The organism is Candidatus Saccharibacteria bacterium oral taxon 488, from assembly GCA_013100825.1.
Classification (GTDB): domain Bacteria; phylum Patescibacteriota; class Saccharimonadia; order Saccharimonadales; family Saccharimonadaceae; genus Nanosynbacter.
Window position 1 is genome coordinate 587,802 of record CP040001.1, and the last position, 12,090, is coordinate 599,891.

Consider the following 12,090-nt stretch of genomic DNA (forward strand, 5'->3'; position numbering starts at 1 on the left):
GATTACATCTTCGTTGCATTACTTCGCAGACGTGCGATTCGATCTTCTAGTGGCGGGTGGGTGCTAAATAACTTTGAGAAAAAGCCAGGGCGCAGCGGATTATTCATAAACAAGTTCGCCGTTGAGGTACTCTGCTTGCGCATTGGCCGACCATAACTTTGTAACTTCTCCAGTGCCATCGCCAGCCCCTCCGAGTCGCGAGTCAATAGCGCGCCCGAGGCATCCGCGAGATACTCGCGCTGGCGGCTCACCGCCAGTTGCGTAATCGTTGCTAAAATCGGTGCCAATATTACTACTATGATACCCACGACGTAGACAACCGGACTGGTATCCCCGTCATCATCATCACCATAAATCATCATCCGGAGTGCGATATCAGCAAGCAACCCAATAGCACTCACCAACCCAAAGGCAATCATACTAACGCGAATATCGTAGTTGCGCACATGGCTCATCTCGTGCGCCATCACCGCCTCGAGCTCGCGCTTGTCCATAATTTCTAACAGCCCAGTAGTCGCACCGACGATAGCGTGCTTTGGATCGCGGCCCGTCGCAAACGCGTTCGGCGCTGGATCATCAATAATGTAGACTTTTGGCATCGGCATACCGGAGGTAATCGCCAGGTTTTCTACTACTCGCCACAGCTCCGGCGCATCCTTCTTTTCAATCTGCTGCGCACCGCTCATCGCCATGGCCAATTTACCAGCAATATAATATTGTAACCACGCATAAAGCAGTGCACAACCGACAATGATCAACGACAATGAATAGTTCCGTAGATACATACCGACCAGTACACCAATCACGCCGATAATCGCCACAAACACTGCCATGATCAGCACAGTGTTTCGCTTATTATGAGAAATTGCACTATACATATTAGATATTATACCAAAAACCGCCCGCCGAAAATAGGCGAGCGGCTTAGTTCAGGCAAAGATTATCCTGCCTTAGAATTTCACCTCGACTGGATTCTCAACACTTGCTCGATCAGCAACCTCAAAGAACTCCTTGGCCTGGAAGCCGAACATACCGGCAACCATGTTAGCTGGGAACCTTTGAATCCTTGTGTTCAGATCACGAACACCGCCATTATAAAAGCGACGCGATGCCTGGATCTTGTCTTCGGTATCGACCAGTTCCTGCTGCAGTTGCATGAAGTTTTGGTTAGCCTTCAAGTCTGGATAAGCCTCGGCTACCGCGAACAGGCTCTTCAGCGCACCTTCGAGCATGTTCTCTGCTTCGGCAGTATCCTTCACACCTTTAGCGTCCATAATGGCCGATCGCGCTTCAGTAACCTTTTCAAATACTTCTTTCTCGTGCGTGGCGTAGCCCTTGACTGAGTTAACCAGGTTTGGAATCAAGTCAGTCCGGCGTTTGAGCTGGACAGTGATATCACTCCATGCTTCCTCTACGCGGTTGCGCAGCGTTACTAGACCGTTGTATGTACCGATCAAAAACGCCACAATCAGAACGATAACGACACCGACGATAATTAAGGTTATTATTACTGCATCCATGTTCTATTCTCCTTATGGTTAGTACCTTATACACATAATTATACCATACACACGGGTCGTATAGCAGCAAAATCATACCAACTCATTGTTGACACGCAGCTCATCATAGTCGTATACTTATTCATATAAATCATATTTATATGAAAGAAAGGAATTATATGACAAAACCAAAGAGTAGACATGCTTGGACAGTCAAGGTTGGCGAACGCGGGCAAATTGTGATACCCAAAGAGGCGCGAGATATTTTTAATATCAAGCCTGGCGATACACTTATCATGCTCGGCGACAAGCAGCAAGGAATTGCTATTCCGACTAAGAATAAAGTCATTGATACAATCACCGCCGTACTCAATGATACGGAGATGAAATCATGAATGCAATCACTGCGACCAACTTAACAAAACGCTACGGTGACTTTGTCGCAGTCGACAGCCTTAATCTATCAATTGAAAAGGGTGAGTTATTTTCACTACTCGGTGTCAATGGTGCGGGTAAGACGACACTGATTAAAATGTTATCTTGCTTAAGCCAGCCAACACAAGGTGATGCTATTTTACTCGGCAATAGTATTACCGAAAAACCTCAGGCAGTCAAACAGATGATCAACGTTTCACCGCAAGAAACTGCTGTAGCTGGTAATTTATCAGTCCGCGAGAATCTCGAACTGATCGCTGGACTCTACGGACAATCTGCTCATAACGCCAGTGAGAGCGCCTCGCGTATGGCAAGCCAATTCAAGCTCGAAACTGTCGAACATAAAAAAGCTAAGCATTTGTCTGGCGGCATGCAGCGACGCCTGTCGATCGCCATGGCGCTCATCTCAAATCCAAAAATATTATTCATTGACGAACCAACGCTAGGTCTTGATATTTTTTCGCGCCATGAGCTATGGGAGGCGATCAAGTTGCTCAAAGGTACAGTGACGACACTACTAACAACCCACTATCTCGAGGAAATTGAAGCGTTGTCTGATCGTGTTGGCGTCATGGCACGCGGCAAGCTCGTGGCAATCGGTACAGTGGCAGAACTGCAAAAACAAACCAATACGCGCACTCTCGAGGATGCGTTCGTAGCACTTGTAGGAGATATTCGATGAGATCATTACTATTTGCTAAACGCTGTACAAAAGAAGCTGTACGCGATCCGATCAATCTATTCTTTGGATTGGTCTTTCCGCTCGTTTTACTTGGACTGCTCTCTATTATAAACGCCAGCATTCCCGCCAAAGCCAATAATACTATGTTTGCTATCAAAAATTTGGCACCAGGTATCGCAATGTTCGGTACGGCATTCCTAGCACTATTCTCAGGTATGCTCCTAGCAAAAGACCGAACGTCATCATTCCTGATGCGTCTGTTTACCTCGCCTATGACAGCCCGAGATTTTATCATTGGATACACAATTCCGATGATTATCATTGCTACCATGCAGGCAGTGATTACCCTCGTTATCGCCTGCTTTATCGGGCTCGACTTTTCAGTACACATTCTTGGGGCAATCGTTATTACAACGGTAACGTCGCTTCTGTTTGTTGGATGTGGGTTATTCTTCGGCAGTCTCATTAACGAACGAGCAGTTGGCGGCATATGCGGCGCCCTGCTCACCAATGTCGCTGGCTGGCTGTCGGGCGTATTTGTCCCGGTCGATCTCATCGGCGGTGGCTTTAAAATGGTTGCGGAAGCACTGCCATTTTACCACAGTGTTGCCGCCATTAAAGGCAGCATTGAGGGGAATTGGCAAGTCATCACACCACATCTACTGATTGTTTTGTGTTATACCACCGTTATCTTTACACTCGCTATCTATATCTTTCGGCGAAAGATGACCGGGCGAAACACCTGATTTACCTGGCACACTAGAACTCAACTATCCATCGCGAAAGCCGCCTCTTACCGGCGGCTTTTGTAACGATTATGGTGCGCGAGGCGGGAATCGAACCCGCACGACTTTTGGTCAAGGGATTTTAAGTCCCTCGCGTCTACCAATTCCGCCACTCGCGCATACCTCCATAGTATACTATATTTATAAAGTAAAATGTACATCCTACGCGCCAATATGGTGTAGATAGTTGGCCTAAGAACGAGATGACACTGGCATCTTGCTGCCCAGTATACCAAACGAAAAGTCTGCCAAAGAAATTCACCTACTACATAATAAAGACGACTGTACTTTTTTACTTTATTGACGCTTTTATTTTGAAAACTAAGCAAGAAAAACAGTAAACTTTTCTCGATTTACTATCTCAAAAATTGTTCTATTCAATGAAGCAATCTGTTATGTTTCATCATCTTTGTGCCTCCTGTATCCATCAATACCACAATAATATCATTGACAATCATTTATATAAATGTTGCTGTCAAATTCCACTGTGACGCGCTGTAGCTTACCCTCATTTTACATACTACATCTGAAATGCTGTTATCCAAAAACATATTCCGGCTATCAGTGAAAGCGGGGTCATAACATATTTTTCCTTCTTACTTTTTGAAATCATGTTCATAATCGTATTCAAAGTTAGGTAAGCAGCAAAGAAGAAACAAATATATTTAGTAACCTCAAAAGACAACCACAAAGGGATAAAACCTCCAGCTTGCAAAATAATTATCATGGCAAAAATTTGGATAGCCATCGAAATGACTGCCATAACTCTCAATTTCTTAGGTAAGATTTTATGTTGTCCACCCATGGTAAATTCTCCCAAGGGCAAACCGCAAGCAACAAGAACTGTCATAATTGCTATAATTCCAAATAATACTGCACCTGATATTGAAAACATAAATCAATATTCTCCCTTCGCAAAATACAAAAATTCAGTTGCAAATTCAACTTTATTTCACTCAATATTTTTATTTATAATTATAGCTCTCCAAGAGAGCTTTTATCGACAATCCTGGAGGCACGTACGAGAGTCGAACTCGTCTAAAAGGTTTTGCAGACCTCTGCGTAACCGCTCCGCCAACGCGCCGCTCTGTTACATTTGGTGCGAGCGAGAAGACTTGAACTTCCACGAGCATAATGCTCACTAGCCCCTCAAGCTAGCGCGTCTACCAATTCCGCCACGCCCGCATGACCACTTACCATTATACCTGATTACGGTGTTTTGTAAACGGATTCACGGCGAACTGTCCAGTAGATCACGTCGGCAAACCGATCGGTGGGATATACCAACCGCATTGACTTATCAAGCGCCGACACGGAACGCAAATGAATGTAATCCAGTTGTACTTGATATAGTGCGAGGGCCGGCACATCGGACTGCCAATGCCTGGTAAACGCTTGGTATTTGCTAACTCGTTGCTTGGCGCTTTGTTTGGTGCGACCAGCCGCGAGGGCATCATCGGCCACCGCGCTGTTATAGTTAGCAAAATTGAGGCCGCCTTGATTGGCCTGTGACGAATGCCAGTAGGCAAAGACATCGGCGTCACCGCCCAGCACCAACTCGTACAATAGCACATCAAAACCGCGCGGCCGCAGGACGGACTGCAAAACGTTCTGCGAGGCATCATTTGGATCAACCACCCGCAAGTCAACGGTGATATGCAGCGTTTCCTGCCAGACTTTTACGAGTTCACGCGCAATAGTTTCAAAATCAGAGCCCTTGAGCGTCACGAACGACAATTGCAAAACTTGCTCACCCTTTTTACGTTGATTACCGACTACCTTCCATCCTTCTTCATCCAGTAATTTTTTCGCTGCTTCTGTGTCATACGGCAGACGGCCAGCTAGTTGCCCGTCCACTTGGTCGTCAAAAATTGGGCCATGTAGCGGCTTCCTCGCAAAGGCAAACTTCTCGCGCAGCGCCTGGGTATTAATCGATTGGACCAGTGCTTGCCGAACTTTGCGCGAGCTCACTACTTCGCTTTGGGTATTAAACAGTGCGTAGACACCATCGTTAATCGCATACGACTGCGATGCGTACATGTGGCGAATCTGCTCCGACTGTGCCGTATAAGATAATTCCGGTGTTGCCATAATTTCGCTTGTCTTGAGGCCCTTGGTGATCTCGTCCCGCGTCGGGTATACATACAGCTGAAAGCGATCCAGCTTTGGCTCGCCATGATGATACTGCGAGTTAGCCACGAGGTGAAGCACTTTTTTCGACCCATCAGCATTGGCATTCTGTAGAATCCGCATAGCAAACGGCCCAGAGGTCACGGGCGACTTACCATAACCATGCTCGCGGAGCTCGGCCGGATTAACTTCACTGAGACTGTGTTGAGGCAAAATCGGAAAGGTGAGCGCATGCATAAATGGTGCGTACGGGGCCGGCAGGGTAAATTGCACTGTCCGCTCGTCAACCTGCTTGACGTTGATCGACTGCCAGCCGGTAATCGCTGCTTGTGTCCGTGCATCCTTGAGTAAATTAACCGTAAACACCACGTCGCGAGCATCCAGTGGCGCTCCATCTGACCACTTGAGATTACGGCGCAATTTGACCGTGTACTCAGTCTCGGCCTCATTGACTGTGACCGACTCAGCGAGGTCCCCTTTGATATGTCCGGTCGTATCATAATTATAAAGACTCGCAAACATCAGTCGGGCCGCTGACTTTTCGGCACTACTACGAGCAAAGATCGGATTAAGCGTCTCTAACGGCCCCAATACACCCTCTGAGTACGACCCACCCCTGGCCGGTGCGTTATGAGCATACAATTCACGAAATGACAGCCACTGCACCATACTGATGGTAATCAATAGAATAACCAGAAAGATCCACCCCAGGACATGCCGCTTGACTCCAGCCAAATGTTCGAGGCGCAAGGAGATAAACGTATGCGCGTGACGCAGGGTCGTCTTGGTTAGTTTCTGCGCCCGTCCATCGAGGTCTTTCGTTGTGAAGTCCAGCCGCAGAAATTTTTTCCAAGATGATTTTTTTGTGTCCAAGATATACCCCTAGCCCTTCAGACTCGGCAACACCAAACTCGCCAAGATCGACAGCACGAACACAACAGCAAACACAATAGTCACATCAAACAAGTTCTTGTCAAAACCTCGCCGCGTGGTGAACAGTTCGCCCGACGAGCCAAATCCTGCACCCAGGCTAGCACCACGCTGCTGCAACAATATGGCAATGATCATCAAAACGGCTGATCCTAATGTGACATACGGCAAAATAGTATCAAGTGACATGCTTTCTCCTTATTCTGGCGCCGGCTTGATAACGAAGGCGCTACTTACTATATAGTTTACCAGACTGAGTATGATTCCGGCAAGAATTGACGAGCCAAAACTCATGGATAATCCCGGCGCCAGTGCCAACGATATATACACCATGATGCCATTAACCACCAGCGTAAATAAACCGAGCGTCAGTAAGATCGCCGGTAGCGACAAGATGACAACGATCGGTTTTAAGATAGAGTTGACGATCGAAAAGATTAAACCGGCGATGACAAACGTTGCCGTCGTCTCAACCACTGGCTCACTCGTCCCGAGAAGCCGCACCGCCACCCAGATACCAACAGAATTAAGTACCCACCTAACAAAAAATATTGCAAATTGTCGTCTCATGACTACATTTCATTATATCATAACGCTAGCAAGCGCCGTCGACTACCTTGCGCTCAGTGCTCTTGATGTGCATCTGGAGCTGCTGGCGACTACTCGTCCCCTCAATGCAGATCGCGGCTGGCGTCGAACCAGACGGCGGGATTGTTCGTACAGTGATTACGATATCTGGCGAGCCACTCTTGAACGACTGCGGCAATGTCGTTGGGTATGACCCTTTGAAGTTTTTTTCCTGCTCTGCGGCTGATAATGCATTCTGAAGATCCGACGTTATAGCTTTACGCACCGTTTCTTTGCGCCACCCGTTATAACTGACGAGACCGATGCCCGCCAAGATACCAATAACCACAACGACAATTAGTATTTCTATGACGGTAAATCCATACTTGCGACTCATACTTATGATGATAGCATAAGCTTAATCTTTTTCGCTAGCTCTTTATCCACGATTTTTTCCAGGTCGGTGAGTAAGGCATTCCGTATACGGCTGATGCTGCCAAACTTTTTCAATAATTTGGCGCGGGTTTTTGGCCCAATGCCAGGAATTTCCTCCAGCTGGTTTTTCGTTTGCTGCTGGCGTTTGAGGGCCGTGTGGTAGCTCACCGCAAAGCGGTGCGACTCGTCGCGGATGCGCTGGAACAGTTTGACGATGTCGGTTGTCGCAAGGGTATTCTCGTCCGCCGTTGGACGTTCGTTGCGAGTTTGCTCCATGCTAGCTCGTAAGTTTTTTGAGTGCGAACTGGCGTTACGCTGACTTGGGTGTAAATTCACCACATAGACATCGCCATCTTCGTGAATAGTAATATCCGACCGCGGCTGTGACCGCATTTGCTCAATGAACGCTATATCAATCTGTGAACCAATCTTATGTACTAGCAGCTCTTCCTCGCGCTTGGCAATGCTGATAATCGGCACGGTGACGCCACGCTCATCACGCGCTTTGATGGCTGCCGCTAGCTGACCCTTACCGCCATCAATCAGCAGCAGATCAGGACGACCCCAGCTTTTTAAATGACGCTCACTCAACCGGCGAAAAACCGTCTCATGCATATTACCCGTATCATCATTTTTCTCACTAACTTTAAACTTGCGGTATTCCGCCCGGTCGCTCGCGCCATTGGTAAATACCACCATACTAGCGACGACTTGCTGCCCGCTCATGTGTGAAATATCATAACCCTCGATGCGTGCTGGGATATCTTTTAGGCCCAATAATTTCGCCAAATCAGCCAATGCCTTGTCCTTAGAAATATCCAAAAACTCTTTGTCGCCGAAACAAACTCGCCGCTGCAATTCCTGCATGGCGCGTAGTTTATTGCGAAGGTCGGCCGCCCGCTCAAAATCATGCAGCCCAGCTGCCGTTTTCATGTCGCGCTCCAGCTCGGCGGCGATGGCTTTACGATTACCCTTGATGTAACTGATGAGTTTGTGTAGATTAGCTTTGTAGGCAGCTGGCCCATCGCTTAGTCGCGGGCTGAGACCCAAATCTTCATCCAATTTCGACTGCCCTGGTCGCCGCTGCCTGGTTAAATACGGAAACACTCGCCGCAGATAGCGCAAGGCTTTTTTCAAGGCAAAGCCATTATAAAACGGGCCAACATATTCCGCGCCGTCATCCGCAGGATTGCGCGTAAAACTGACGGTCGGCCACTCACTTTTCATGTCGATGCGTACATACATCTGCGATTTATCATCACGCAGCAGCACGTTGTAGCGCGGCATGTAGCGTTTGACCATCTCGCTCTCCAAAAACAACGCGTCAACCTCGCTCTCGGTCTCAATCCAATCAGTATCAGCAATTTCCGCCACCAACGCCATGGTTTTATTGTCCCGCCCGCGCGAATCTTGAAAATACTGGCGCACGCGGTTACGTAACACCGCCGCCTTGCCCACATAAATAATCTCGCCGCTGGCTGACTTATGAAAATAGACGCCAGGAGTGCGCGGTAGGGTCTTGAGTTTTTGCTGCAACCGTTGATTCACAGCTACCATTATATCAAGTGATCACGTCTTGCCGACAAAACCACTGAGCACACCATCCAGCTCGCCCTGAGCAAGTCGTACCGCCCACTCTTGATGCTCAAAGAATGACAACAATCCAGCCTTTAGCCCAAACCAGCCTAACTTTTGTCTAGCTTCGGCAACTTTTCTCGATTGTTCTCTAAATGTATAATACTGGTCGCGACACTCTTGCGGAATATCTGAAATTTTGCGGTTTGGCATTATAGCATTTATTAGTTCCTCGACTTTTTCTGTGTCTTTTGGACGCCAGCCGGTAATTGAACGACATCCGTACGCTCCTAATTGAGCAATTGGATTAAGGATAGCGCATACTGTCTCGCCATCTCTCTTCACAAGCCACTGATCAAGACTAGCTGGGGGAATTTCCGTCTCAATACCGCCGAGGCGCCAGTATAAACGACCTTCATCATCAACATAACGATCGCCGACGAAATCAAATATACCACGACGATTTTTTTTCGTATGGATTAAGTCCAAATGCCGAAACTACCAACTTATCACCGATAGCATCGGTAATTTCCTGCCGACAACTCTTCACAACAGTCTTATCTGTGCTTTGCACTAATGTATCAAGGTCTCGCACCGTACCGTTTTTACGTAGACGCGGTAAATCCACACCATTGGGCAGACAAACAACACGATTATCCCAATCAATTTTGGCAGCGTTGGTAACTGCATGTAGACCCAGCCCGCCGACAACATTATACGGAACTTCGCGATCTTTCATTCTGTCATGAATGCTGCGTTCTGCAAGCAGCGAGTACATATTTCCTGAAACTTCACTCATACTATAGTCCTTGTCCGCCTATTGTAAATCATTTGTCTTAGTTATATCAAGTAAATACCCTTCCAAAAACTGACTCCACTCCGGCACATTCTTTTCGCGGAAATAGGCATGAAGGAAATCAACCATAACGTGCTGACGCTTCCTCGCTTCTATTCGCCCCGGCTCCGTCAGCATCAAGCCTTTCAATTTCAGCAACTTCTCAAAAAAGTGATTAATAAAGCCGTCGGTATCATGCGTGTTGCCGTTAATGTCGTATTCTTCCGCCGCTAGATCAACATTTGGCCAAACCGCGGGGTCAAAAATCCGCCCACCGTGATGGCAGGCGTACATCAATCCTCGCTCAATCCCAACCGCGCCAATAGCATCGCACATGTCAGCGTCAGACACTAGCTGCCCCGCCAGCCGCCGCGGCTGCTGGCCGTCCAGCCGTTTACTATAACCAATCGCCGCAATATTTTCTAATACCGCCTGACATAGGTCAGTATCCACTCCTGCATCCACCATACTATTGACCGCGTTCGTCAATTTCTCTGCCTGCGCTTTGCCAACTAATTTGTAATCGTCAATGTCATGCAACCAAGCCGTCAACAGCACTTCGTACAGATCTACCGGCTCATTACATTCGCTCGCAAAACGCTCCGCCAGAAAGGCCACCCGCTCAACGTGATCATCAGCATGACCCGATGGGTCGCCGCCTAATATACCACGCACTTTATTTTTTATTGTCTCAAGTTGAGCTATCTGCCGTTCGTCCATAGGGTTATTGTATCACCCATGCAGGCCTCAACCCACTAAACTATTTTCATTTTACCCAAGAGGCGCTATAGTAGTGATGTGAAAACAGCTGTGAAAAGAAAAGTACCTGAATTTATCAAACGATCATTAGGACGCATACCACGACTGCCAGTGCCAGCACCCGTTTGGCAATTGGATAAAATCGACGAGAGCTTAACGCCAAATATGCGTGCGCTACGTATGACCATGGTAATCGCCGAGGAGCTGCTCGCAATGGGAGTGACCGCACGAGACGTCGTGCACATGGCCCTGGGAATTACTAATACCTACTGCAGGCGACGAGTTCACATTGATGTCAGCTCAACACTCATCACCATGTCCCAAGACCGCGGTACCGAACGCGAACCACTCACCTTGGTGCGGACGATCACATTGAAGTATGTCAATTACCAAACGATCCAAGCATTGCAAAACCTTGCGCTATTAATTCGTGACACTCATTTGCCATTAGCCGAGGCAGAGCAACGTGTCGAAGAAATCCTCGCTAACCCACGCGAGTACTCACGCTGGGTCACCTGTTTGGCGGGCGGTGGTGTATCGATGGGTGTGGTGATTTTATTTAACGGCTCGATCTTGATGAGCGGACTAGCGTTTGTGATGGGATTTGCAGCAACAGCAACGATGAGAATTCTAGATAAATGGGGTCTCGCAACATTTTACCTGCAAATCATTACCGCACTCCTAATCACCCTGGCAGCAGGCGCCGCTCAATGGCTAAATGGCTGGCTGGGCTGGCAAGTTGATACGACAATGCTGGTGATCAGCGGTATCGTGTTGCTGGTAGCAGGGCTGATGATCGTCGGTGCTTTTCAGGATGCGATTGATGAGTATTATGTAACAGCAAACGCCCGACTACTGCGGGTAACTATGGCGACGATGGGTATCGTTGTCGGCGTAATGACCGGGCTATACATTATTCAGCGATTTGGGATTAGCTTTCCGACCACACCAGATCGACTAGGACTAGCTGCCGATATACGAGCGCAATACTTAGGAGCATTGATCATTGCCGCTGCTTTTGCAGCAGGCAATCATGCGCGCCTATTCGGGATGCTGATCGCTGGTGGTATCGGCGTCTTGGGGTGGTGGATATCGAGTGCACTCGTTGGGCCACTCGGAGTCGTTATCGCAAGTGGCGTTGCTGCAACAGTCGTTGGACTGATGTCGGTGCTATTATCCCGACTATGGCGTTTTCCTTCGGTGGCTACCATCGCTGCCGGTATCGTACCACTGGTGCCGGGCTTATCGCTCTACAATGGCCTAATGGGCATAATAGAAAATCCACCAACCGACCCTGACTTCTTATTGTCGCTAGCAGTATTAGCGCGAGCAATTATGATTGGTGTGGCCATCGCGATCGGTGCATCACTTGGTAATATGATCGGTCGCCAGATGCGGCGCGGCTTAATCCGCTGGTACAGCAAATTGGTACGACAACGAGAAGGTAGTAATTAAGAA

General features: G+C 48.0%; 15 protein-coding genes and 3 tRNA genes. 4 read left to right on the forward strand and 14 right to left on the reverse strand.

All coding sequences use genetic code 11. From position 1 onward, the window contains the following. Window positions 1-2: 2 nt before the first annotated feature. On the reverse strand, window positions 3-878 hold the full coding sequence (locus tag FBF26_03165) for a protease (GenBank protein ID QJU10249.1): 876 nt from the start codon (window positions 876-878) through the stop codon (window positions 3-5). A 72-nt stretch (window positions 879-950) separates the two neighbouring features. Beyond that, window positions 951-1,520 carry a LemA family protein gene (locus FBF26_03170; protein ID QJU10250.1) on the reverse strand — a complete coding sequence of 190 codons (570 nt, stop codon included), beginning with the start codon at window positions 1,518-1,520 and terminating at the stop codon, window positions 951-953. A 158-nt stretch (window positions 1,521-1,678) separates the two neighbouring features. Here FBF26_03170 and FBF26_03175 point away from each other — a divergent pair, with 158 nt between their 5' ends. From FBF26_03175 to FBF26_03185, 3 genes are read left to right on the forward strand one after another with little or no spacing between them, the layout of a single operon-like run. Continuing rightward, window positions 1,679-1,894, forward strand: coding sequence for an AbrB/MazE/SpoVT family DNA-binding domain-containing protein (locus FBF26_03175; GenBank protein ID QJU10251.1), 216 nt, complete (start codon window positions 1,679-1,681; stop codon window positions 1,892-1,894). Further along, the gene (locus FBF26_03180) at window positions 1,891-2,616 is read left to right on the forward strand and encodes an ABC transporter ATP-binding protein (GenBank protein QJU10252.1); all 726 of its coding nucleotides are present in this window, start codon (window positions 1,891-1,893) and stop codon (window positions 2,614-2,616) included. The genes FBF26_03175 and FBF26_03180 overlap by 4 nt, the downstream gene beginning before the upstream one ends. Further along, window positions 2,613-3,362, forward strand: coding sequence for an ABC transporter permease (locus FBF26_03185; GenBank protein QJU10253.1), 750 nt, complete (start codon window positions 2,613-2,615; stop codon window positions 3,360-3,362). Before FBF26_03180 ends, FBF26_03185 begins: the two co-directional genes overlap by 4 nt. A 72-nt stretch (window positions 3,363-3,434) precedes the next feature. Here the strand turns inward: FBF26_03185 and FBF26_03190 are convergent. The 12 genes from FBF26_03190 to FBF26_03245 form a co-directional block, all read right to left on the reverse strand. Then, window positions 3,435-3,520, reverse strand: a tRNA-Leu gene (locus FBF26_03190). A gap of 401 nt (window positions 3,521-3,921) precedes the next feature. After that, window positions 3,922-4,296 (reverse strand): hypothetical protein, encoded by a 375-nt coding sequence (locus FBF26_03195; protein ID QJU10254.1) that lies wholly within the window; start codon window positions 4,294-4,296, stop codon window positions 3,922-3,924. A 115-nt stretch (window positions 4,297-4,411) separates the two neighbouring features. Next, window positions 4,412-4,485: transfer RNA gene (locus FBF26_03200), tRNA-Cys, on the reverse strand. A gap of 13 nt (window positions 4,486-4,498) precedes the next feature. Beyond that, window positions 4,499-4,586 (reverse strand) — tRNA-Leu (locus FBF26_03205). A 24-nt stretch (window positions 4,587-4,610) separates the two neighbouring features. Further along, on the reverse strand, window positions 4,611-6,404 hold the full coding sequence (locus FBF26_03210) for a peptide ABC transporter substrate-binding protein (protein ID QJU10255.1): 1,794 nt from the start codon (window positions 6,402-6,404) through the stop codon (window positions 4,611-4,613). Between the two features lie 9 nt (window positions 6,405-6,413). Beyond that, window positions 6,414-6,650, reverse strand: coding sequence for a preprotein translocase subunit SecG (secG, locus tag FBF26_03215; GenBank protein QJU10256.1), 237 nt, complete (start codon window positions 6,648-6,650; stop codon window positions 6,414-6,416). Window positions 6,651-6,659: 9 nt separating this feature from the next. After that, window positions 6,660-7,031: a phage holin family protein gene (locus FBF26_03220; protein ID QJU10257.1), complete on the reverse strand. Its 372-nt coding sequence runs from the start codon at window positions 7,029-7,031 to the stop codon at window positions 6,660-6,662. 25 nt (window positions 7,032-7,056) lie between these two features. Beyond that, window positions 7,057-7,425 (reverse strand): prepilin-type N-terminal cleavage/methylation domain-containing protein, encoded by a 369-nt coding sequence (locus FBF26_03225; protein QJU10258.1) that lies wholly within the window; start codon window positions 7,423-7,425, stop codon window positions 7,057-7,059. A gap of 2 nt (window positions 7,426-7,427) precedes the next feature. After that, entirely contained in the window at window positions 7,428-9,011 is a 1,584-nt protein-coding gene (locus tag FBF26_03230; GenBank protein QJU10259.1) for an excinuclease ABC subunit UvrC, read from the reverse strand. Window positions 9,012-9,032: 21 nt separating this feature from the next. Beyond that, window positions 9,033-9,527, reverse strand: coding sequence for a hypothetical protein (locus FBF26_03235; GenBank protein QJU10260.1), 495 nt, complete (start codon window positions 9,525-9,527; stop codon window positions 9,033-9,035). Further along, window positions 9,484-9,837 (reverse strand): hypothetical protein, encoded by a 354-nt coding sequence (locus FBF26_03240; protein ID QJU10261.1) that lies wholly within the window; start codon window positions 9,835-9,837, stop codon window positions 9,484-9,486. The genes FBF26_03235 and FBF26_03240 overlap by 44 nt, the downstream gene beginning before the upstream one ends. Window positions 9,838-9,855: 18 nt before the next feature. After that, window positions 9,856-10,593, reverse strand: coding sequence for a phosphohydrolase (locus tag FBF26_03245; GenBank protein ID QJU10262.1), 738 nt, complete (start codon window positions 10,591-10,593; stop codon window positions 9,856-9,858). A 78-nt stretch (window positions 10,594-10,671) separates the two neighbouring features. Between FBF26_03245 and FBF26_03250 the strand changes: the two genes are divergently transcribed. After that, a complete protein-coding gene (locus FBF26_03250) occupies window positions 10,672-12,087 on the forward strand; it encodes a threonine/serine exporter family protein (GenBank protein QJU10263.1) in 1,416 nt (471 codons plus the stop codon). Window positions 12,088-12,090: the final 3 nt, after the last annotated feature.

Coding starts and splice junctions, on each gene's coding strand:
- FBF26_03170 (QJU10250.1), bottom strand. CDS start 1,520: ATGGATGCAGTAATAATAACCTTAATTATCGTCGGTGTCGTTATCGTT.
- FBF26_03185 (QJU10253.1), top strand. CDS start 2,613: ATGAGATCATTACTATTTGCTAAACGCTGTACAAAAGAAGCTGTACGC.
- FBF26_03240 (QJU10261.1), bottom strand. CDS start 9,837: ATGAGTGAAGTTTCAGGAAATATGTACTCGCTGCTTGCAGAACGCAGC.
- FBF26_03225 (QJU10258.1), bottom strand. CDS start 7,425: ATGAGTCGCAAGTATGGATTTACCGTCATAGAAATACTAATTGTCGTT.
- FBF26_03180 (QJU10252.1), top strand. CDS start 1,891: ATGAATGCAATCACTGCGACCAACTTAACAAAACGCTACGGTGACTTT.
- FBF26_03195 (QJU10254.1), bottom strand. CDS start 4,296: ATGTTTTCAATATCAGGTGCAGTATTATTTGGAATTATAGCAATTATG.
- FBF26_03165 (QJU10249.1), bottom strand. CDS start 878: ATGTATAGTGCAATTTCTCATAATAAGCGAAACACTGTGCTGATCATG.
- secG (QJU10256.1), bottom strand. CDS start 6,650: ATGTCACTTGATACTATTTTGCCGTATGTCACATTAGGATCAGCCGTT.
- FBF26_03175 (QJU10251.1), top strand. CDS start 1,679: ATGACAAAACCAAAGAGTAGACATGCTTGGACAGTCAAGGTTGGCGAA.
- FBF26_03220 (QJU10257.1), bottom strand. CDS start 7,031: ATGAGACGACAATTTGCAATATTTTTTGTTAGGTGGGTACTTAATTCT.
- FBF26_03245 (QJU10262.1), bottom strand. CDS start 10,593: ATGGACGAACGGCAGATAGCTCAACTTGAGACAATAAAAAATAAAGTG.